Source organism: Catalinimonas alkaloidigena, assembly GCF_900100765.1.
Lineage (GTDB): Bacteria > Bacteroidota > Bacteroidia > Cytophagales > Flexibacteraceae > Mooreia > Mooreia alkaloidigena.
In genome coordinates this window covers 725,553-747,236 of record NZ_FNFO01000003.1, presented here as the reverse complement: position 1 = coordinate 747,236, position 21,684 = coordinate 725,553, and the positions used below count along the sequence as shown (strand labels likewise).

The window sequence follows — 21,684 nt, the reverse complement described above, 5'->3', positions numbered from 1 at the left end:
CTGGCTGTTCGCGATGTTTCAATTTTTTCCAAAATCTTAATGCAATTTGTACGGAAAGCGCTTTTCAGCACGATGCTGCTGCTGGGAAGCTTCGTGCCCCTGATGGCACAAAATCTATCGGGTACCGTGGTCGATGCGGAAACGCAGGAGCCGCTGACGGGTGCCCACGTCGTGATCGTCAACACCTACCGCGCCGCCTACGTCGGTCCCGAGGGAGAATTTACGATCCAGAATTTACCGGCCGGGAGCTACGACCTGCGCGTCACGTATGTCGGCTACGATGCCTATACCGAGGAAATCGCGGTTCCCTCTCCCTCCGAACTGCAAATCACCCTGCAGCGAAGTACTACCCTGACCGAAGAGGTGGTCGTTTCTTCGACGCGGGTGACGGAACGGAGTGCGGTCGCGTACACGGACGTAGACCGGGAGCAGATCCAGAAGATGAATCTGGGGCAGGACATTCCGCAACTGCTGCAACTGACCCCTTCGGTGGTGAGCACGTCGGACGCGGGGGCGGGCGTCGGCTACACCAGCATCCGCATCCGGGGCAGCGACCCGACGCGCACGAACGTGACCATCAACGGCATTCCGTACAACGATGCCGAATCGCAGGGAACGTTTTTTGTCGACCTGCCCGACTTTGCCTCGTCCGTCCAGAGCATCCAGATTCAGCGGGGCGTCGGCACCTCGACCAACGGGGCGGGCGCGTTCGGCGCGACGGTCAACATCCAGACCAACACGCTGGAGCGCGAGCCTTACGCGCAGGTGAGCAACTCGTTCGGGTCATACAACACCTGGAAACACACCGTTCGGGTGGGCACCGGCTTGCTCGGCGGCCACTGGGCCTTCGACGGGCGTCTGTCCAAAATCTCGTCCGACGGCTACATCGACCGGGCGCGCTCCGACCTGAAATCGTTCTTCACCTCAGCGGGGTATTACGGCGAAAAAACGGTCGTGAAGCTGAACGTCTTCTCCGGTTTTGAAGAGACGTACCAGGCCTGGAACGGCGTGCCCGAAGCGGTGGCCAAAGGCGATGCCGCCGGCATTGAGGAATTCATCGGCCTGAACTGGCCTTCGGACGCAAATGCCCAGTACCTCCGCACCGCCGGACGCACGCTGAACTACGCGGGCACCGACTTTTTCCAGCAGTTTCCGGCGTACAACAACGAAGTGGACCATTACCAGCAGGACCACGCGCAACTGTTTCTGACGCAGGAACTTTCCCCGTCACTCAACCTGAACATCGCCGGGTTCTACACGCGCGGCCTCGGCTATTACGAACAGTACAAAGTCGGGGAAGATTTTGCCGCTTACCAATTGTCGAACGTCGTGCTCGGAAACGATACGCTGACCGAGACGGACCTGGTGCGGCGGCGCTGGCTCGACAACCACTTCTACGGAACGGTGTTTTCGGCAAATTACACCGAAGGACGCCTGAGCGCGACGGTCGGCGGCGGCTGGAACCGGTACGACGGCGACCACTACGGCGAAATTATCTGGGCACAGTACGCGAGCGATCATAATCTAGGCGATCGGTATTACCAGGGCAACGGCCTGAAGTCGGACTTCAACGTGTATTCGAAGGCGAATTACCAGTTCACCGATGCGCTGAGCGGCTTTCTGGATCTGCAATACCGCACGATCGGCTACGACATCGGTGGCACCGACAACGACCAGCGGACGCTGGATCTGTCGACGCAATATGATTTCTTCAATCCCAAACTGGGCCTGAACTACCAGTGGAACGACCGTCGCAGTCTGTACGCGTCGTTTAGCGTGGCAAACCGGGAGCCGAGCCGCACCAACCTGGTCGATGCCCCCGCGGGGAGTTTGCCGACTGCCGAAACCCTGTACGACCTGGAAGCGGGTTACCGCGAACAGTCGACGCGGGCCTCGTGGAGCGTGAATTACTATTTGATGCAGTACAAAGATCAGTTGATTCAGACAGGCGAATTGAACGACGTGGGCAGTCCGCTGATGGTCAATGTCCCTCGCAGTTACCGCACCGGCGTGGAACTGGTGGCGGCCCTCCGCCCGGTCGACTGGCTGACCTGGAACCTGAACGCGACTTTCAGCCTCAACAAGATCGACGAGTTCCGGGAGCTGAATTACGTCTATGATGCGTATTACGACGTGGTAGGCGACACTACACTTGTCTACACCAACACCACCATGTCGTTTTCGCCGTCGGTGATCGGGGCGTCCAGCCTGCAAATTACTCCCGTGGAAGGATTGGAATTGGCGGTGCTGACCAAATACGTGGGTGACCAGTACCTGGACAATACGCAAAACGAGACGCGTAAACTGGATGCGTACCTGGTCAATGACTTGCGGGCGAGCTACTCGCTGGCGGCGCTGGGCGCGAAGGAAATCAACCTGACGCTGCTGGTGAACAACGTGTTCAACACGATGTATTCCTCGAACGGCTATACGTATCTGACGCTCTTCCAGGGCGAAAGTGGTATCAACCTCACCAACAACAACTTTGTCTATCCGCAGGCGGGTACCAATTTTCTGCTGGGCCTGACGGCACGGTTCTAACCTTTTTAGTCCTCTACACCACCCACGGGCGGGCTGCGACGAGTCTCTTTTCTCTTCGCGCCCGCCTTTTTTGTGGGCGAGCATCACCGATAAAAGTCTGTTTACCAGAGGTGAACAGGTTGAAACTGGTCGATAAATTTTCTACCTTGATGTTACCACCTCTCTCCCTGCCATGCGAAAACTTTTTACCCTCTTCCTGCTCCTGGCTACGCCCGCCTTTGCGAACCACCTGCTGATCCCGATGGACGAGGCGCAGACCAATCACCTGAAAGCCTACGGCGTCACGTTTCAGACGCTCAAGCACCGTGTCCCCGTTTACTGGCTGCTCAATTACCGGGGCGGCAGCTTTCTGTTGCCGGAACGCACGGAACTGGCGGGCGACTTGCGCCAGCGGCAGGTGGCATTTGAGGTGCTGACCGACGAACAAGCCAAACGCCTCCGCACTTCACTCGACAACGACGGCCCCGAAACCACTGCCCTTCTGCTGTCGCGTGCGCCCCGCATTGCTTTGTATCAGGTGAAAGGCAACGTGACGGGCAACATTGTGGAGTCTGTATTGTCTTATGCAGAGATTCCTTTCGAAGAAATTAGGCAGGAAGACGTGCTGGAAGGGAAATTGGATCAATACGACTGGGTGCACGTGCATCACGAAGATTTTACCGGACAACATGGAAAATTTCACCTTTCCTTTAAAGATCAGCCCTGGTACAAGACACAATATGATGAAGATCAAGCCATCGCTTCGCAATACGGTTTCGCCAATACCCCTCAACTGAAGGGTGCCGTCGCGCGTAGAATCCGCAATTTCTGCCAGAAGGGCGGCTTTTTGTTCGCGATGTGTGCGGGTACAGATACCTACGACATTGCGCTGGCGACCGAAGGATTAGACGTCCACGATGTGATGTACGATGGAGACTCCATGAACACAGCGGACTTTGATCGGCTTGATTTCACCCAAACGTTTGCGTTCCAGAACTTCCAGATCAGTCAGGACTGGCGGGAGTACGAGTTCTCGACAATCGATCATGTGATGATGGAACGGAGAGTAAGCGAAAAGAACGATACCTTTCAATTGCATCAATTTTCGGCACAACTGCAGCCGGTGGCGGCGATGCTTACCCAAAATCACCAGCGATTCATCAAAGGCTTTATGGGCCAGACGACGGCCTTCAAAAAGACTTTGATCAAACCGGAGGTTACCGTGTTAGCGGAACCCACTTCGGTTGAAGAAGCCCGGATGATTTACGGCAATTACGGACAAGGGCACTGGGTTTTTCTGGGCGGGCACGATCCGGAAGATTACCAGCATCTCGTAGGTGATCCGGATACCGACATCAGTCAGCACCCCAACTCGCCTGGCTACCGGCTGATTCTGAACAACGTGCTGTTGGCCTCTTCCAATCTGGTGGACATCTCCGGCACACTGACCGCCTACCCCAATCCTGCCGCCGACCAATTGCACCTGACCTTTTCGGAAGAACAGACCGGCGACTGGCACCTTCGGATTCTGGACAGCATGGGCAAGAACTGGCACAAAGCCGAGTTCGAGCGGCACGAGGCGACCCAGCCCATTGACCTCACGGTCGCGAACCTCCCGGCGGGGATTTACTTCGTGGAAATTTCGCAGGGCCGTTACCGCGCCACCCAGAAAGTGATTAAACAATGAAAGCTATTCTTTATGCACATCTTTGAATTGTAGCATCTCAAATAGTCGCTGTTCTTTCTCGTTGTCGAAACCGCACGAGGTCCTGAATTCTTTGGGATTCTCGTACGTCCCGAACAGCATGTCCCACCAGACAATGTCGCCATAGTTGTTCGTGTGCTTGTTGTATTCGTGGTGAATCCGGTGCATTTCGGGTCGCTGGAAAATGTAGCCGATCCACTGCGGCGTCTTTACGTTGGTATGGTAGAAAAACTCGCCCAGCGCGGTGCATAGCGTATAGACCGCCCCCGCTTCCAGACTTAAACCCAAGAGCGTGTAGACCAACAGACTGCCGATCAGGGAATTGACCGTCATCTCCAGCGGGTGTTTGTAGAAAGAGGTGATCACCTCGATCCGTTGCGGCGAATGGTGAATCTGATGAAATCGCGTCCACAGAAAATCGACTGTATGCCGCCAGCGGTGCCACCAATAGAAAATGAAGGTCGCAATGAAGTAAGCGATAACGCCGCCCCAGGCGGGTCCTACCTGATCGGACAAATGAAAAAGGCTCCAGGCCGAAAACCACCGTTCCCAGGTTACGCCCGCCAGCGTCACGATACCCAATTGCACAAAGTTGACGCCCAGTACCCGGATGGTCCAGGTCGGTACTTCCGGTAATGTCCAACCGGGCATGAGCCGCTCGATCACAAAACAGCCACCAAAAACGATAAAAATGATAGTTAGCATGGTAGTGCTTTTTAGAAAGATGATCGCCTATCGCCAAGGAAAAATCAGAAAGGTAAGCGTGATGATGATGCCCAGGTTAGCAACGAAGTAGACATTGCGCCAAAATGCGGGCTTGATTTTCTTCGCCAGCCAATGATAGAGTAAGGCAAGGACTAGTCCTAGGCCAATCAAGAAGGGAACACTGTAGAGTAGAATTATCGAAGCGCCTCCTCCAGCCACGGGTAGGATGGTTGTCATAGACAATGTCAGAAAACCGCTGAGAAAAATCAGCCAGGATTGGTATTTGATTTTTGAATGCATCGCTTTTGCGTTGGTGAGTGAAAAAAGAACCGCCGGAAGTTATTTTCCGACGGTTGAACTGTGATCAGTCTTTTGCGTCGCCGTTTGCTCGCTTCAAACCCAGTTTGCTTTTCAGGGCTTGCAGAGCGGCTGAAGCTTCGTCTTGTTTCAGGGTCTTGTCGATTTCCCGGTCGAGGCACTGATCGGCATCGGCCAGTTGTCCGTAGGCGTTGGCCAGCGCTTCCTGCTCGTCGACCTTGTCGCGCATGCGCTCCAGCATCTCGGTCGTGTCCGAACTGGCGAGGGGCAGGCGGTGGCGTTCGGCCTGTTGGATGGCCTGACTCACGGTGGAGCGCGCGCGCAACACGCGGTATTCGTTCTGCCACGTCTGGATGTGCTCCTGCATCTGTTGTACCTGGCATTCCATTTTACGGACGGACATTTCCAGTTTCTCCCGCTCCAGGGTCAGGCGGTCGGCGCGGTGCTGGTGTTCCTGCTGGCGACTCAGCGCTTCGGTCGCGAGGCGGTCGGCCAGGGCAGGCTCCACCGCACCGTCCGCACTTTTTTGCAGGAGTTGCGTTGCTTTCTCTTCGTACGAGGCCGCCTGTTGTTGCGCCTGTTCCTCTTCGCGGCGGGTACGTTGCAGCGCCCCCTTGATCGACGCCAGTCCGCGCAGGGCACGCGCCAGGTCGGCTTTCAGTTCGCGGATGCCCTGCGGCGTCATCACCACCGGGTCTTCCAGGCGGTCGACGGCCACGTGCAGTTCGGCCTGACGGATGCGGGCCAGTCGTTTCCATAAGTCTCTCATGTTAGTAGGTCATGTCTTCGTATTCCTTCAATATCTTTTCGGTCTTCGCCCCGCTCAGGCGGTTGACGAGGCGTTCGTTCTCGAAATCGTCGCGCAGCGTTTTGGCGAGGGTAAAGGCAGAACTGATCAGGAAGAAGACGCCCATCACGAGGTAAAACTTCATCCAGCTTGGGGATTCCATCAGCCAAACGCCCCCGAGGGTCAGTCCCAGGGCCAGTACAAACGAGGCCCACGTCATGAAGCGGTAGGCGGCGGTGTTCTTGTTCAAAAGATGATTGTCCATAACATTCGTGTTTTAGTGTGAACAGGAACGAAGGTAGAGCACAGGACTACGGATCGCGAACCGAAAATCCGTTAGATTAGATGCCAGCAAACAATGTGATTTCACAACAACTGTTTGATAATCAATATCTTGAATCTATATCGATTAGACATTAAAGAATGCAATATCGAGGCATAAGACAGGCGGCAATGCTTGCCGGGATCGTGCTGCTTACCTTGATTGGCGTGGTGGCGCTGGTGGTCTACCGGTGGACGCAGACGCCTTACGGCCCACTCGACTACAAAGCCACCATCGGGTTACGTCTGGTGTACACGCCGCCCGATATCACTCAACCCGTTGCGCAATTGCGCGCCCGGTTTGCGGAAGAAGACCTGAAGCTGAGCGATGCGTACCGGGCGCGTATCGCGGCAGTGGTCGATACCTTCCTTTCGGCGGAAGCGGGGAAGTTGCCCCTCCGGCTGTACTTTCCGGCAACCGAGCCGGAAGCGTCAGCGCTGCCCGTGGTTTTGTATTTCCACGGCGGAGGCTTTGTGTTCGGGAGCCTCGATGAATACAATGGAGTCTGCGCCCGCCTCGCCCAGAAAACCGGCGCCATCATCGTTTCGGTTGATTACCGACTCGCGCCGGAGCATCCGTTTCCCGCCGCGGCCAACGATGCGTACGCCGCGCTTCGCTGGGTGGCGCAGCACGCGGCGGCGCTCGGGGGCGACAGCACGCGCCTGGCGGTGATGGGCGACAGCGCAGGCGGAAACCTCGCGGCGGTGGTAGCCCAGATGGCGCGCGACCGCCACGGCCCATCGATTGCTTATCAGGTACTGTTCTATCCGGCGACCCAGTCGCTCGACTTTGCCACGCCCTCGCACCAGCGCTACGGACGGGACTACGGCATCACCACGGAACGCATCCAATGGTACACGCGGCAGTACCTGCCCGACACGGCCGACCGCTCTCGTCCCTACGCTTCTCCCCTGCTGGCGAAGGAATTTGAAAACTTGCCGCCCGCGCTGGTGGTGCTGGCCGGATTCGACCCGTTGCGCAGCGAGGGCGAAGCCTACGCGAAGAAGTTACAGGCAGCGGGCGTGCCGACCCAGTTGGTGGTGTACGAAACCATGATCCACGGCTTTCTTTCCATTGAAGCGTTTGACCAATCGGACGAAGCCATCTCGATGACTGCTTCGGTGTTGCGACCCATTCTTTTTCCGCATGGATGACCTGAAAACCATCATCGCGACGTTTTCGGCCGAGGAGCAGAAGCGCTTCGCGCAGTTTGTGCAACGCCAGCGCACGCGGAAAGACCGGAAAGATTTGCAACTCTTCCGACTACTGCGGCAGGCGCGCGACGTTTCGACCGAAGAGCTGAGTCAGCGCCTTTACCCCGAAGCGCCCAACCCGGTCGCGTATTACGCCGTGCGCCAACGGTTGCTGCAACAGGTCATCGAATTTATCCTGCTGAAACGGTGGCAGGACGATCAGGCCCAGACCGCTTCCATCACCGGGCTACTCTCCCTGGCCGAATACCTGCTGGAAAGCGGGCACGATGCGCTGGCGTGGCAGTTTCTGCGAAAAGCGGCCCAACAGGCGGAGGAGCGCGAACAGTTCGATCTGTTACAAACCGTGTTGCACCGGCAACTGGAGCACGCCGACAGCGACGGGGCCGAGCCGCTGGAAGAGCTGATTACGCGCTGGCAGGCGAACCGGCAGCGGGTGGACGAAGAAGCGCGGGCCACGGTGGCCTACAGTGTGATCCGGCAGCGGCTACAGAACGCCAAGCAACAAGGGCTGGTGCTGGATTTCGAAGCGATTGTGGAAGAAGTATTGCGGACCTACGACCTGACGGGTGTGGTTGGAAAGCGGCCGCGGCTGGCGTTTCAACTGGTGCAGATGGCGCGCAGTGCGGTGCTGGTGCGGAAGGATTTTTACGCGTTCGAACCCTTTCTGCTCGAACGGTATCGACAGGTCGCCGCCGAGCCGGGCTTCGGTCCGCACCACTGGTCGTTGCAGGTGGGCTGGCTCTACCTGATCGCTCACGTACAGTACCGCAACCGGAAATTTCGCGCGTCGCTCGACACGCTAGCGTCGCTGCAACCGTTGCTGGCGCACAAGCACCATCCGCAGTTCCAGCCCGCATCGGCTTTACTACGGGCGGCCAATCAGGCGATGCTGGGGGAATTGCCCGCCGCCATCGCCCAACTCGAAGCGTTGCTTCAACACTCCGCCTTACCTGTTCCGGTGCAATTGAATGCCCGGTTGAATCTCGCCTTCTATCTGTTCCAGACGGGCGACTACCGGCAGGCCAACCGCGTGTTGCAAGCGATTCGTCATACGGACGGCTGGTGCGAAAAAAAGATGGGGAAAGAGTGGGTGCTGAAGCGCAATCTGAGCGAGCTCATCCTGCACTACGAACTAGGCGATCCGGATCTGGTCGAGCAGAAACTACGGAGCATCGACCGCCGACTGGGGAAGTGGCTACAGCAACCGGCTTACGCCAACGTGCGCGTCTACCTACAGTTCCTGAAAAAAATGCTGGCCCAGCCGACGCAGGTCACCCACGAAGCGTTTCAGCAGGACGTAGAGGCGTCTTTCGCGTTTGCGCCGACCGAGCAGGAAGATTTGCAGTCAATGCAGTTTTATGCCTGGCTGAAAGCAAAAATGGTGCGCCGGCCCTACGCAGAAGTCTTACGTGAGCTGACGCACCTTTTATAAGGTAGCGGGCAAAAAGCGCGGTCAGGCCTTTTCGCGTTCGGTTTCGTATTGCTGAATTATTTCCTGGTACTCTTTCGCTTTTCGCTCCATTTCTTCCTGCGTGGCGATCAGCTCCTCCATGTTCTGGCGCATCTCCTCTTCCTGCTGGCTCATTTGTTCCGTCTGACCGCGCATCTGTTCCAACAGATGCTGAGTCTGTTCTTTAGTGCGTACCATCGAAACCGCCGCCGCAATAGCTTCCCCGATTTCTTCCACGAAGTTGGCTTGGTATTCTGCCAGTTCTTTAAAGGAAGCTACTTCGATTACGCCGAGCACCTGCTCGTTGAACTTCAGCGGCACAATCAACAGATAGCCCGGAGTAGCTTCTCCCAGCCCCGAAGTGATGTTGACGTACTGCTGCGGCACTTCGCGGAGACGCACCGTTTCGCCTTCTAGGTAAGCCTGCCCCACCATTCCGGAACCGATCTCGATGCGCTGTTCCAGAATCCGCTTTTTGTCGTAAGCATAGCATCCCGTCATGCGCAGGTGCGGATCGTTTTCGTCCTCGCTCAAAATGAAAATTCCGCCCTGGTTTGCGCCCAGGTATTTCACCACAAAGGCGAGTAGTTTTTCGGACAGTTCTTTGACTTCGTTCTGGTGAAGGCGCGTAATTTCCGAGACTTTCGAAATCCCTTCCGTGGCCCACAGACGTCGTTCGTCAGCGGCTTTTACCTGCTGCATCTGGTCGCGCATCTGCAGAAGCTCGCCCGCCAGGTTGCGCTGATTCAGGTGTTGATTGCTGGCATTCAGCCCGCTCCACTCAACCTGGTAGTTCCCGTTCGTAATGCTGTGAATGAATTGAAGCGCCGTCTGCAAATTGCCGATGATGCCGTTGATAATGCTCTGTTCGTTCTGAACCGTCGCTTCGGTGTTCCCGTCGGAGAAAATGTACTGCCGGTTGCTTTGCGCCAGTTCGGCAAATAATTTGTGCCTGCTTTGCGCCACTTGGTTGAGCCGGTAGACTACCCAGATCAGAATCGGCAACCCCAGTCCGATCAGGAGTACCTGCACGATCAACAGCATTTTGATGCCTGCTTTGTAATGAGCTTCCTGCAAGTCAGCCGACTCGGCCAGGAAAAGGTCCACTTTTTTGAAGAAAGCGGTGTAGCTCATGTACAGGTCATAGCCCGGATCTTTCTGAAAAACCTCTAGAATTGCCTCTTCGTTGCCCTGCCTTTTCCATTCGATCATCCGACCCATGGTGGCAATGTATTCGCTGATGGCCTGCTTAACCTGCCGGGCCTCTTCGGGATGCGGATACCCCTGCGCCCGCAACAGCGACTCCAGCGAATCCAGGTTTTGCTTGTGGCTGGTTACGGCGTGGGTATACGGAATCATAAATTTATCCTCGGGTACAATGTAGAAGCCCCGGAAGCCCAGATCCGTATTTTTTACGTCGGTGTTGATGTTCTGGACGATCTTGTCGATGTTCCGCAGCCGGTCGCGGCCTTCGTTGTAAGCCAGCACGCCCTGGCGACTCTGGTAGGTGAGAACGGCATTCAGCAAAAGGAGACCTGCAATGGTTACAATGCCCACCATGATGCCTTTCTCCTGGAAGAAACGGGTAATTTTTTTCATAAAGAACTACTTGGGTGTCAGACGCAGGGAGGGAGCAGTCGTTAAGAATTGAATTCTCAAAGATTGCAATTTCGTCCTGCCTGCCGCAGCGACATTGCGGGTAGCTCTTTCGCCAGTAAGTTCAAGGAAGAAAAGCGCTCGTTAGAAAGTAGCGATGTACTACTGCTTTGCCTCGAAAGAATTATTCATCGTAGAGAATCAGGCACTTGCAGCGCATTTGCACGGTTCTACCACAACGGTCACCGCACTGCATGCGCATACAGTGCAAGCTGCCGGGAGTAAGAGCGACACGTAGAACTGCAGCTTCGCATGCAATCGCTTGCAACGGGTTCCAAAGCAGCACTTACTCGATCACTTTCGCACGTGTGAAGGGCTTGGTTTCGTCGAAAAGTTTGCGATACGTAGCGTGCACTTTGGCCAGGCGTCCGCCCATTTGTTCGGCAACGTGCACCATTTTCGGGTTGAAATCGCCGATCCAGTTCATCTCGAAATCCTGGTACCGAAATCCTTCGTGCTGGACGTGCTTGCCGGTCGCCACCACCATGGCTCCTTCCAATCCTTTGCCCTGATGCTCAGGCACAATGCCGAAGACGACCCCGAACATTTTTTTGCAGGTGCCGCGCCACTTGTGGTAGACAAACTGAAGCTTGCCCCACCAGTCGAGCTTGCCATTCAAGTGTTTGAAAATCTGGTTCAATTCCGGCAGAATGATGAAGAACCCCACCGGCTCTCCTTTATAATAAGAGAACCAGATGATGTCCTCGTCGAGGATGGGCTTCATTTTCTGCATCAGCCCTTTGGCCTGCGCCGACGACATGGCTGCTACGCCCTGGTGACGTGTCCACGCCTTGTTGTAGATGGTGCGGAACTCTTCGGCATACGCATCCAGCTTCTTCTTTTCGATGTGCCGGAACGTATAGTTTGGGTCGCGAGCAACGCGCTCGGCCTTGGCGTTTACCTGTTCGGAAAGCGGATCGAGCACCTTGCGCGCGTAGGTGAACTGTTTGTAATAGATCTGAAACCCGTACGCTTCGAACAGACGCTGGTAGTACGGAAAGTGGTAGAACATGCCGTAGTTCGGCTCCTTGTCGAACCCGTCGATCAGCACGCCCCACCAGCGGTCGCGGTCACCAAAGTTGATCGGTCCGTCCATCGCTTCCATGCCGCGTTCCTGCAACCACGCTTTGCAGGCGTCGAAAAGCTGGAAGGCCGCCGCCTCGTCGTCAATGCAATCGAAAAAGCCCAAGCCACCGGTGGGTTGCTCGTACGAGCGCGCCGTTTTCTTATTGAAGAAGGCGGCCACCCGCCCGATGGTTTCGCCCGCGTTGTTCTGCAGAATCCAACGTATACACTCCCCTTGTCGGAACGACTTGTTTTTCTTGGGATCGAACACCTCCTCGATCTCGTGATCCATAGGCCGGATCCAGAGCTTTTCGTTTTTATACAGCCGGACGGGAAATTGAATAAACTCTTTCTTGTACTGGGGGTTATCGTTGACTTCCAGAAGTTGCATGCACGTGGGTCTAAAGTTGGCGGCGCAAAAGTAACGATTGTTTCTCCGCAAAGCCCGCCTTCCTGTCTCGGGTGGTAGCGGTCAGCTTCGCACAACAATTATTGCAAAAAGTAACGCCCGTATATCAACATTTACATTTCTCATTCGTAACAGACAGTAACGGAGGATAATGTTACCTCCTATTTTGTTAAACACTTTTTGATCAGTATTCCTATGAAAAATCTAGTAAACCGCATATCCTTGGTCGGAAGCGCTTCTGCCTTCCTACTCCTTTTTACGCTTCTGGTTCCTCGCGCGCAGGCGCAGTTGAGCGACCAGGAGGCGCGTGTCGGCATCAAAGGGGGGATCAACCTCTCGAACCTGTACGTTAATGACGTGTCGGACGAAAAGGCCAAGTTCGGCGCTCACGCCGGTCTGTGGGCCAAAATTCCCGTAGCGGCGGTGTTTGCGGTGCAACCGGAGCTGCTCTATACTACGGCGGGCTCCAAAATCGGCAGCTACACCAACGTGCAAGGCAGCCAGCAGCAGATCAACTTCAGCCTGGGTTACCTGCAGCTGCCCGTATTGGCCTCGCTAACCGCCGGTCCCGTAAGCATCCAGGCCGGTCCGTACGTATCGTACCTGCTGTCGGCGAAAGTGAAAAATCTTCGCGTCGACAACAACGGCGTGCCGACTACCGGACAGGACCCCAGCAGCACGGAAGTAAACCGTGACAATTTCAACGCGATCGACTACGGTCTGGCCGGTGGCATCGCCCTCGACATCAAAGGCTTTCAGCTGGGCGCCCGCTACAACTACGGGCTGCGCAACGTCGGGCAGACCTTCCTGGCCGAAACGGTCACCAACGGTTCAAAAAATTCAGTCGCTCAGGTATTTATTGCCTTCGGCTTGTAAGCATCCAGGTTTCATCGTTAGAAAGCTTCGCCGTCTTCGGATGGCGGAGCTTTTTTGTTGAATGCTATTTTATTTTAGGTTATTTTGAACCATTCTACATAATTCATTCTTGCCTAACAGGCGATTTGCCGGAAATTTGCGTTCTTAGGAAATGGTGGTGCATGACGAATGTCACCGGAACGCATTGGGCTTTTTTGTAGTTTTACGCATCCGGATCATCCGAAAACTAGTTTCATGGCAATTGGTATAGAAAAGCGTACGATCGAAGAGTTGGTCACCGAAAACCATGCACGCGCCGCCGTGTTGTATCAGGAAGGCATTCCTTTTTACGACTGCGGGAGTCTGACGCTGGCGGAAGTTTGCCGACGCCGCGGCTACTCGGTCGATTTGCTCCTGAACCGCCTGAAACAGCGCATCGCCCCGCCTACCCGCGAGGACCTGGCGTGGGCGACGTACCCGGTCAACGCGATCATCGCGTTTTTGCGCCATACGCACCGGCTGTACCTCCGCGAAAAACTGCCGTTTGTGCGCCAGCTTCTGGCCCGCACGCTCCCTTCGTTTTTCCACAAGCCTCAGATCGGCCACGACCTGCAACTGGTGTTTCCGTTGTTTGCGGAAGACTTCATCCATCACATTCACGAGGAAGAAGATACGCTGTTCGCCTACATCCTCAAGCTTCAGGAAGTGAAGCTGGGCAAGCGTTCGTGCGCGTCCATGTTCTACGACCTGGAACGCCACTCGATCCAGCAGTTTGCGGTGGAGCATCACGACGACGACGACGACATGACGGGCATTCGGCAGATCACGCAACAGTACGACCTGCATCCGCAGGACCACCTGCACGTCCGGGTGCTGTACACCGAGTTGCGGTTGCTGGAAGAAGATCTGCAGCGCCACGCCTCCATCGAAAACCACGTACTCTTTCCCAAGGCGCTCTGCCTGGAACAGGAAGTGAAACAGTCGTTGCGCCGCACGGCCTCGTACAACTGATGGAAAGCTCGACTACTTCGGGACGGCTGGTAGCCATCGACTACGGCACCAAGCGCGTGGGCATTGCCGTAACCGACACGTTGCAGCTGATCGCCACGCCGCTAACGACCGTCCACGCACAAGAGATTTTTACGTTTTTGCAACAGTATGCGGCCCAGGAACCAATTGCCGCGTTTGTGGTGGGCATGCCGCGCCGCCTGAACAACGAAGAAACCAACGCCACGCCCCACGTGCGCGGCTTCGTGCGGAAACTGCAAGCGACTTTTCCCGACAAAGAAGTGCACTTGGTCGACGAGCGCTTCACCTCCCAGATGGCCCTGCAGGCCATGATCGCCGGAGGCAGCAAAAAGAAAGACCGCGCGCAGAAAGGCAACATCGACAAGGTGAGTGCCGCCATCATCCTCCAGTCTTTTATGGAACGACGCGCCCTGCGCGGTTAGCCCCGCTCCTTTTTTCAGTCGGCAAAATTTCCGCAGAAGGCTGTACCTTTGAATTTTCGAATTGCCTCGGCTGTTACCCCATAGGTACTCCGCAACGTATTTATTTCTATGATCTATCCCATTGTAGCGTACGGCGATCCTGTCCTGAAACAACGCGCCAAAGAAATTACACCCAACCAGCTCGACCTGAAAAAGCTGGTCGACGATATGTTTGAAACCATGTATGCCGCCAGCGGTGTAGGGCTGGCCGCCCCGCAGATCGGGAAAAGCATCCGCGTGTTTGTGGTCGATGCCGAAGCGATGGACGAAGACAACCTGAAGGGTTTCAAAAAAGCGTTTATCAATCCGCAGATTCTGGAAGAAACCGGCGAGAAGTGGGCATACGAAGAAGGGTGCCTGAGCATTCCGAAGATTCGGGAGGACGTTTTTCGCCAGCCCCGCGTCAAGCTGCGCTATTTCGACACTGACTGGAAAGAATACGTTGAAGAGTTCGACGGCATGGCGGCCCGGGTAATTCAACACGAATACGACCACCTGGAAGGCGTGCTGTTTACCGATTACCTCTCGCCTTTCAAGCGCCAGTTGATCAAAAACAAGCTCGGCAACATCAGCAAAGGGAAGATCGACGTCGAATACCGGATGCGTTTTCCGGCGGTCGCCAAAGCGGGTCGTCGGTAATTCCACGCACGGTCGCGCATCTTTCTGGTAATTTCGGGCGCTCATCCATTTCTCCCTTCCATGTCTGTCCATAAATCTGACATCAAGCGTATCACCACCCACATCCTTCAGGAAATGAAGGGCCGCGGTGAAAAAATCTCGATGCTGACGGCCTACGATTTCTCGATGGCACGCATCCTGGACGCTGCCGGCATCGACGTGCTGCTGGTCGGCGATTCGGCCTCGAACGTAATGGCCGGTCACGAAACCACGCTCCCCATCACGCTTGACCAGATGATCTACCACGCCTCGTCGGTGGTGCGCGCCATTCGGCGCTGCCTGGTGGTGGTCGATCTGCCGTTTGGCTCGTATCAGGGGAACTCGTCCGAGGCGCTGCGGTCGGCCATTCGCATCATGAAAGAATCGGGGGCGCACGCCATCAAGATGGAAGGTGGCCACGAGATTCGCGAGTCGGTGGCGCGCATCCTGAGTGCGGGCGTCCCTGTGATGGGGCACCTGGGCCTGACGCCGCAGTCAATCTATAAATTCGGGACGTACAGCGTGCGTGCCCGTGAAGAAGACGAAGCCCAAAAGCTGATTGAAGACGCGAAGCTGTTGGAAGCATGCGGCTGCTTTGGCCTGGTACTCGAAAAAATTCCGGCCGACCTGGCCCGGCGCGTTGCGGAGGCGCTCACTATTCCGGTGATCGGCATCGGCGCGGGCAACTTCGTCGACGGACAGGTATTGGTCACCCACGACATGCTGGGCATCACCAAAGATTTTCAACCCCGGTTCCTGCGGCGCTATGCCGAGTTGTACAACCTCATGCAAGGGGCCGTGGAACAATACATTCGTGACGTGAAGGAAGAGGATTTCCCGAACGCACAGGAAAGCTACTAACGCTCATGGAGAAGAATCCTTATCAGAAATACTTTCAGGTCGTTTACGAAGACAACCACCTGCTGATCGTCAACAAGGCGTCGGGAGTGCTGGTGCAGGGAGACCAGACCGGCGACCCGCCGCTGTCGGAAATGGCGAAAGAGTTCCTCAAGCAGAAATACAACAAGCCCGGCAACGTGTTTGTGGGCGTTGTCCACCGCCTCGACCGGCCGGTCAGCGGCCTGGTGGTGCTGGCCAAAACCTCGAAGGGGCTGGAACGGATGAACCTGCTGTTCCGTCGCCGTGACGTGAAGAAAACATACTGGGCGATTGTGGGCCGACGGCCCGAACACGATTCGGCGAAGCTGACCCACTGGCTGATGAAAGACGAAAGCCGCAACGTGGTGACGGCTTACGACGAGCCCAAAGGCGATGCGCAAAAGGCCGAATTAACGTACGAGTACAAAGGTACCCTGAACGGGTTCCACCTGTTGGAAGTGCTGCCCGTAACGGGACGCCCCCATCAGATCCGCGTGCAGTTGGCCTCCATCGGTAGTCCCATCCGCGGGGATGTGAAGTACGGCTTCGCCAAACCTAACCGCGACGCCAGCATCAGCCTGCACGCGCGGCGCCTCGACTTTATCCATCCCATCAAAAAAGAGCCTTTGATTTGCCTGGCAGGCATTCCCGACGATGGCTTCTGGGATCAGTTCCTCACCCTGGAGAAACCCGACGTCAAAGACAAAAACCTCGACTTCCTGCACTAGAAGTTGAAGCCCGTACGGACGATGATCGGGCTGCCGTAAACGTTCCGACTCGGATCGTAATTCAGGTTGTACAGCGCGGCCATGATGAACGTGGCGCGCTGCCCGATGGGGAAGATGACGCCCCCTCCTACCAACGGACTGGTGATCCACTGGCGCTCGACGGTCCACGTCGCTTCGTTGAGATTCTCAAAATTCAGCGCCTCCAGTTCGGCCTGCGCGAAGATGTTCTTGTACAACGTGTAGCGACCGAACAATTTTCCTCCATACACCGAATTCTTCAAGACCAGCGGCTGGCCGTTGCTGTAGTATAGCCGACGCCGCTGGTAGATGTAATTGACCCCGACGCCCGCCGAGAAACGGTCGGTAACCCGATAGCCCACCAGCGGCGCAATCTGTACGTAGGTATTGTTGCCGAACTGAAGCCAGAACGACCCACCCGGAAAGATGCGGTCGCGCCAGGCAGGACGCTGCGGTTGGCGCTGTGGCGTAATCACCGGCGAGGTCGCTTCGGTCGAGTCCTCTTCTTGTACGTACTGGGCGCACAGCGGCCCTGACAGCAAGCCGCTCAACAGAAGGAGGTAAATCAGGTATTTCATCATACGTTTTTCTTTGTAACGCCGGTCCGGCGCGTTCGGTATGCCATCCCTTTTGGATAAGATCCGTAGGTAAGAAGGTTGCTTACGAAAGTAGTAAGATGAAAGTAATTGTCAGAACCCAAGTCCGTTGTCCGCTCGAACAAGTGTGGCAACGTTTCGACCAGGAGTTGTTCGAAGCCCTGGCCCCGCCCTTCCCGCCGGTGCGGCTCCTGCGTTACGATGGCAACCAAGAGGGCGACCAAGTCCACCTGTCTCTCGACCTGGGCGTGGTGCAGTTTGCCTGGGTAAGCTTGATTACCGAGGTGCGCCGCTCCGAAACCGAATCTTATTTTGTGGACGAAGGCCTGGCGCTGCCGCCGCTGCTGACGTACTGGCGCCACCGCCATCGGTTGCTTCGGCTGTCTGCGCACCATACGCTGATCATCGACGAAGTGGAGTACCGTATGGCGTCACGAGCGGTTGAAATTGCTGCGGCTCCGGGCTTTTGGGCGCAGTTCCTCTACCGGCAGCCCATCTACCGCCGTTACTTCGACACGGCATCGGCGTAGCCCGCTGATGCAACTTTCCTGTTCGGTTTGGAGTTGTAAAATCTATGTGGCAGTACGCAATCATCGCACTCCTCTTTCTGGCCGCGGCCTTCTACCTGGGTCGTATGTTCTGGCGCAGCTTTCTGAAGCGGGATGCTTCGGCGGGTTGCGGCGGCGGTTGCGCCAAGTGTCAGGCGGCAGCCAAGTTTAACGACATTCCTCTCCCACAATCAAATACCCGTTAGTTTTACCCATAAACTTATTGTCTGTTTATGGAGCAAAATTCATCCGGCGGTAAGCGGGACGATATTCTACGCGCGACCCTACGCCTCATCAAATCACACGGTTTTCACGGCACACCCATGTCGCTGATCGCACAGGAAGCACAAGTGGGCGCGGGCACGATTTACCGGTACTTCAAAAGCAAAGAAGACCTCATACAGCAATTGTACCGCGAAATTCGCCTTGCGGCCGACAAGGCAATGCTCGAAAATTACCAAGCCGAAGTGCCCGTACGTGAGCGATTCATGCGCGTCTGGAAAAATCTCGCCAAATACTTCATTCTCAACCCCGATCATCTGGGCTTTTTAGACCAGTTTGACCTCTCGCCTTTCCCCTATCAGCCTGACGAAGAGCACCAGCAATTGCTACAGGAAATTGACCAATTTCTGGATTATGCGCGTGAACAGCAGTTCATGAAAGACTTGTCGAATACCTGCCTGTATGCCCTGATTTTCGCGCCGCTGCGGGCACTTTGCCGTTTACATCATACAGGAGAAATGGAATTATCAGAAGATTTGATGCAGCTGAATGCGGCCGCTTGTTGGGATGCCGTACGGCGTTAAAAATTTTTATCTTCCAATAGGAATGAACATTCACTCTTATTTGATCATTTTAGAATGAACGTTCATTCTTATGACTAAATCGATTAAATACCACTTTTAATTCATTTATTAAAGGACAGCATAGAACTTTTCGTCTCCATGCATTTTGTTAGGCTTGTTCCACGTGGAACTCTTATGGTTTTCACAAAAAGCAGATTGAAATGTTCCATGTGGAACACTAAAGTAGCGGCACGCGATATGGTATTTATGGAGGTATGCGACTCGATCTTACACGCCTCACAAAAACCCTCTTTCAGAACAAAAAATACTACCATCCAGCACGCGTGCTAAGTACTGTAAATTGGACTTAAGAAGGTCCAGAAGGCAGGTATTTTTCTTTGTTCAAAGGCCTAACCAAATCGCTTATTCTGCGTTTTTTATATGGGTGTGCGCGTTGATTTTCGACGTCGAAAACAAGCCTACAAAGAGCGATTTCCCGCAGGGAATGCGCTCGCAAACCGGAAACATTTTTTCGCGCGCTCACTTTTTTACCTCTACCACTTCTCGTTTTTAAACTGAAATGAATTGCAGTAAGTGATTTGTACTACGCTCTAAATGTGCCCCTATGAAACAAGAGAAAGCTCAACTTTTAATGATCACCTCTTTTCCGCCACGTGAGTGCGGAATTGCTACCTATAGCGAAGATTTAATAAATGCGTTGAACAGCCAGTACGAAGAGGCATTCGACATCAAGGTATGTGCGCTGGACGAGCCGGGAACTCAACCACGGTATACGGACCCGCGGGTGCTGTACCATTTCGACGCCTGGAACGAAGAAGCGTGCGCTCGTATGGTGCAGGAGATTAATCACAACCCAGCCATCCGGCTGATCCACGTACAGCACGAGTTCGGATTATTCGGTGGGGAGTACGGTAGCTACCTGTTGCAGATGATGCTGAAGTTGGAGAAGCCTGTGGTGCTGACCTTTCATACGGTACTGCCTGCACCTGATGCGAAGCGGCGGGAATTGGTGCGCAGCCTTTGCACGCTGGCGGTACGCTGCACGGTGATGACTCACAATTCCGCTCACATTCTGGAAGAAGAATACGGCATTGATGCAGACCAACTGCGGGTAGTGCCGCACGGTACGCCCGCCATTGCATGGAAAGACCCGCTTGCGTTAAAACGCAAATACGAGTTAGAAGGCAAAACTGTCTTCTCCACTTTTGGTCTCCTGAGTCCGAATAAAAGTATCGAAACGGGCATCGAGGCACTAGCACCTATCGTTCAAGAGTTTCCCGATGTGGTCTATCTGATTCTGGGTCGTACGCATCCGGGCGTGGTGCGCCATGAGGGAGAGCGGTACCGGGAGATGCTGGAGCAGAAGGTAGAAGAACTAGGGCTTACCCGTAACGTCCGGTTTGTAAACAAATACCTGGAGCTGGATGAGTTGCTGGAATACCTTCAACTGACCGACGTCTATTTCTTCACGTCGGCCGATCCTCATCAGGCGGTGAGTGGTACGTTTACGTATGCCCTGAGCTGCGGGTGTCCGGTGATCTCTACGCCCATTCCTCACGCAAAAGAATACCTTTCGGACAGCACCGGCATTCTCCTGAAAGATTTCCGCAATCCTACCCAACTGGCTGAAGCGGCGTTGACCTTGTTGCGCCAGCCAGAGCGATGCCAGAACATGAGTCAACAGGCGTACGGCCAGATGAATGCCGGCTCGTGGTACAACGTGGCGATTTTACACCGCAATGTGTACCGGGAAGAAGACAAAGCCTTTGGTGGCCGGAGTAATTTGCCAATCCTGAAGATGGATCATCTCGAACGGCTTAGCTCGGAGTTTGGCATCTATCAGTTTGCGCGCTACAACCAACCGGACCCCGCGCATGGGTATACGCTAGACGACAACGCGCGGGCGCTGATCCTGACCTGTGAGTATCGGCAGCTGAGCCAAGAGCGCCGTACGGAAGAGTGGATGGGCAAGTACCTCCGCTTCATGCGCCACTGTCAACAAGCCGATGGAACATTTTTGAACTACGTTGATGACACGTTGCAGTTCACGACGCAGAACCAGGAAGTGAACCTGGAAGACGCGAACATGCGGGCGGTATGGGCCTTGGGTGTTTTATTGGAGCATCATCATCGCTTACCCGTTCCTGCGCACTTACGCAAGATGGCAGAACAGATGCTGGCTCGCGTTACGCCTCACATCGCCCAGGTTCGTTCGCCCCGAGCTGCTTCTTTCGCATTGAAGGGATTGTATCACCTGCACAAAGCCCAAGGCCTAACACAACCTCACTGCGAAGCCGTTGACCTTTTGGCAACGCATCTGCAATCGCTTTACCGAGATAACCAGGGCGAAGGATGGCAGTGGTTTGAGCCGTACCTCACGTATGCCAACAGCATCTTGCCCGAAGCGATGCTCTACGCTTACCGACTGACGGACCAAAGCGCGTATTTGCAGACAGCCCGCACCACGATGCAATTCCTGATTGATAAGATGTGTACCGAAGAGCGGATCAAGTTGATTCCGAATACCGGTTGGTTGCAGAAGGGACAGACGTGCGAAGGCTTCGGTGAGCAGTCGATCGATGTGAGCTATACCATTCATACGTTGCTGGAATTCGAACAGGAGTTTCCGCAGCAAGGCTATGGGGAGCTGGCTGAGTTAGCCTTTAGCTGGTACGTAGGAAATAATCATCTGCAACAGTTTGTCTATAACCCGACGACGGGCGGGTGCCACGACGGCGTGGAAGAAACCAACGTAAATCTGAACCAGGGTGCCGAGTCGACCGTGTGCTATCTGTGGGCGCGCATCCAGATTGAAAACTTCCGAAAACGGGCACAACTGCCCCGGCCCGCCAAAGCCCAACGCACGCAACCGCCGACCAGCTACCATCCGCTGCCCAATTTCCGATCGATGCCGGTGGCGGCACGAAGCCCGGAGAATCGAGATTAGCCACATGAG

At 55.2% G+C, this 21,684-nt stretch carries 20 protein-coding genes; 14 read left to right on the top strand and 6 right to left on the bottom strand.

Annotated features, from left to right (window positions below):
* The first annotated feature begins 39 nt into the window (after nucleotides 1-39).
* Nucleotides 40-2,541 (top strand): TonB-dependent receptor, encoded by a 2,502-nt coding sequence (locus tag BLR44_RS10345; RefSeq protein ID WP_089681626.1) that lies wholly within the window; start codon nucleotides 40-42, stop codon nucleotides 2,539-2,541.
* A gap of 172 nt (nucleotides 2,542-2,713) precedes the next feature.
* The gene (locus BLR44_RS10340) at nucleotides 2,714-4,207 is read left to right on the top strand and encodes a T9SS type A sorting domain-containing protein (RefSeq protein WP_089681625.1); all 1,494 of its coding nucleotides are present in this window, start codon (nucleotides 2,714-2,716) and stop codon (nucleotides 4,205-4,207) included.
* A 3-nt stretch (nucleotides 4,208-4,210) separates the two neighbouring features.
* Here the strand turns inward: BLR44_RS10340 and BLR44_RS10335 are convergent, their stop codons facing one another.
* The 3 genes from BLR44_RS10335 to BLR44_RS10320 all read right to left on the bottom strand — a co-directional run bounded on the left by BLR44_RS10335 (nucleotide 4,211) and on the right by BLR44_RS10320 (nucleotide 6,300).
* A complete protein-coding gene (locus BLR44_RS10335; protein WP_089681624.1) occupies nucleotides 4,211-4,930 on the bottom strand; it encodes a sterol desaturase family protein in 720 nt (239 codons plus the stop codon).
* A gap of 364 nt (nucleotides 4,931-5,294) precedes the next feature.
* On the bottom strand, nucleotides 5,295-6,017 hold the full coding sequence (locus BLR44_RS10325; protein ID WP_089681622.1) for a PspA/IM30 family protein: 723 nt from the start codon (nucleotides 6,015-6,017) through the stop codon (nucleotides 5,295-5,297).
* A 1-nt stretch (nucleotide 6,018) separates the two neighbouring features.
* Nucleotides 6,019-6,300 (bottom strand): YiaA/YiaB family inner membrane protein, encoded by a 282-nt coding sequence (locus BLR44_RS10320; protein WP_089681621.1) that lies wholly within the window; start codon nucleotides 6,298-6,300, stop codon nucleotides 6,019-6,021.
* Between the two features lie 188 nt (nucleotides 6,301-6,488).
* Between BLR44_RS10320 and BLR44_RS10315 the strand changes: the two genes are divergently transcribed.
* Both BLR44_RS10315 and BLR44_RS10310 read left to right on the top strand, forming a co-directional pair.
* Complete coding sequence (locus BLR44_RS10315; RefSeq protein ID WP_176955978.1) at nucleotides 6,489-7,511, top strand: alpha/beta hydrolase; 1,023 nt, start codon at nucleotides 6,489-6,491, stop codon at nucleotides 7,509-7,511.
* A complete protein-coding gene (locus BLR44_RS10310) occupies nucleotides 7,504-9,003 on the top strand; it encodes a hypothetical protein (protein WP_089681619.1) in 1,500 nt (499 codons plus the stop codon). The genes BLR44_RS10315 and BLR44_RS10310 overlap by 8 nt, the downstream gene beginning before the upstream one ends.
* Nucleotides 9,004-9,024: 21 nt before the next feature.
* Here the strand turns inward: BLR44_RS10310 and BLR44_RS10305 are convergent, their stop codons facing one another.
* Together BLR44_RS10305 and BLR44_RS10300 are read right to left on the bottom strand one after the other, a co-directional pair.
* Nucleotides 9,025-10,620 carry a GAF domain-containing protein gene (locus BLR44_RS10305; protein ID WP_089681618.1) on the bottom strand — a complete coding sequence of 532 codons (1,596 nt, stop codon included), beginning with the start codon at nucleotides 10,618-10,620 and terminating at the stop codon, nucleotides 9,025-9,027.
* A gap of 343 nt (nucleotides 10,621-10,963) precedes the next feature.
* Complete coding sequence (locus BLR44_RS10300) at nucleotides 10,964-12,133, bottom strand: hypothetical protein (protein ID WP_089681617.1); 1,170 nt, start codon at nucleotides 12,131-12,133, stop codon at nucleotides 10,964-10,966.
* A gap of 213 nt (nucleotides 12,134-12,346) precedes the next feature.
* Here BLR44_RS10300 and BLR44_RS10295 point away from each other — a divergent pair, with 213 nt between their 5' ends.
* From BLR44_RS10295 to BLR44_RS10270, 6 genes are all read left to right on the top strand, one after another.
* On the top strand, nucleotides 12,347-13,027 hold the full coding sequence (locus BLR44_RS10295; protein ID WP_089681616.1) for a porin family protein: 681 nt from the start codon (nucleotides 12,347-12,349) through the stop codon (nucleotides 13,025-13,027).
* Nucleotides 13,028-13,261: 234 nt separating this feature from the next.
* Nucleotides 13,262-14,017, top strand: a complete 756-nt coding sequence (locus tag BLR44_RS10290) for a hypothetical protein (RefSeq protein ID WP_089681615.1) — start codon at nucleotides 13,262-13,264, stop codon at nucleotides 14,015-14,017.
* Nucleotides 14,017-14,457 (top strand): Holliday junction resolvase RuvX, encoded by a 441-nt coding sequence (gene ruvX / locus BLR44_RS10285; RefSeq protein ID WP_089681614.1) that lies wholly within the window; start codon nucleotides 14,017-14,019, stop codon nucleotides 14,455-14,457. The genes BLR44_RS10290 and ruvX overlap by 1 nt, the downstream gene beginning before the upstream one ends.
* A gap of 108 nt (nucleotides 14,458-14,565) precedes the next feature.
* The gene (gene def, locus BLR44_RS10280) at nucleotides 14,566-15,135 is read left to right on the top strand and encodes a peptide deformylase (protein ID WP_089681613.1); all 570 of its coding nucleotides are present in this window, start codon (nucleotides 14,566-14,568) and stop codon (nucleotides 15,133-15,135) included.
* A gap of 60 nt (nucleotides 15,136-15,195) precedes the next feature.
* Nucleotides 15,196-16,014, top strand: coding sequence for a 3-methyl-2-oxobutanoate hydroxymethyltransferase (gene panB, locus BLR44_RS10275; RefSeq protein ID WP_089681612.1), 819 nt, complete (start codon nucleotides 15,196-15,198; stop codon nucleotides 16,012-16,014).
* 5 nt (nucleotides 16,015-16,019) lie between these two features.
* The gene (locus BLR44_RS10270; protein ID WP_089681611.1) at nucleotides 16,020-16,760 is read left to right on the top strand and encodes an RluA family pseudouridine synthase; all 741 of its coding nucleotides are present in this window, start codon (nucleotides 16,020-16,022) and stop codon (nucleotides 16,758-16,760) included.
* Here the strand turns inward: BLR44_RS10270 and BLR44_RS10265 are convergent.
* Complete coding sequence (locus BLR44_RS10265) at nucleotides 16,757-17,359, bottom strand: hypothetical protein (protein WP_089681610.1); 603 nt, start codon at nucleotides 17,357-17,359, stop codon at nucleotides 16,757-16,759. The two genes, BLR44_RS10270 and BLR44_RS10265, sit on opposite strands and share 4 nt — an antisense overlap.
* A gap of 95 nt (nucleotides 17,360-17,454) precedes the next feature.
* Here BLR44_RS10265 and BLR44_RS10260 point away from each other — a divergent pair, with 95 nt between their 5' ends.
* The 4 genes from BLR44_RS10260 (at nucleotide 17,455) to BLR44_RS10245 (ending at nucleotide 21,675) form a co-directional block, all read left to right on the top strand.
* Entirely contained in the window at nucleotides 17,455-17,904 is a 450-nt protein-coding gene (locus BLR44_RS10260; RefSeq protein ID WP_089681609.1) for an SRPBCC family protein, read from the top strand.
* Nucleotides 17,905-17,948: 44 nt separating this feature from the next.
* On the top strand, nucleotides 17,949-18,128 hold the full coding sequence (locus BLR44_RS10255) for a FeoB-associated Cys-rich membrane protein (RefSeq protein WP_089681608.1): 180 nt from the start codon (nucleotides 17,949-17,951) through the stop codon (nucleotides 18,126-18,128).
* 27 nt (nucleotides 18,129-18,155) lie between these two features.
* Nucleotides 18,156-18,728, top strand: a complete 573-nt coding sequence (locus BLR44_RS10250) for a TetR/AcrR family transcriptional regulator (protein WP_089681607.1) — start codon at nucleotides 18,156-18,158, stop codon at nucleotides 18,726-18,728.
* 631 nt (nucleotides 18,729-19,359) lie between these two features.
* Entirely contained in the window at nucleotides 19,360-21,675 is a 2,316-nt protein-coding gene (locus BLR44_RS10245; RefSeq protein WP_176955977.1) for a glycosyltransferase, read from the top strand.
* The last annotated feature ends 9 nt before the right edge of the window (nucleotides 21,676-21,684 follow it).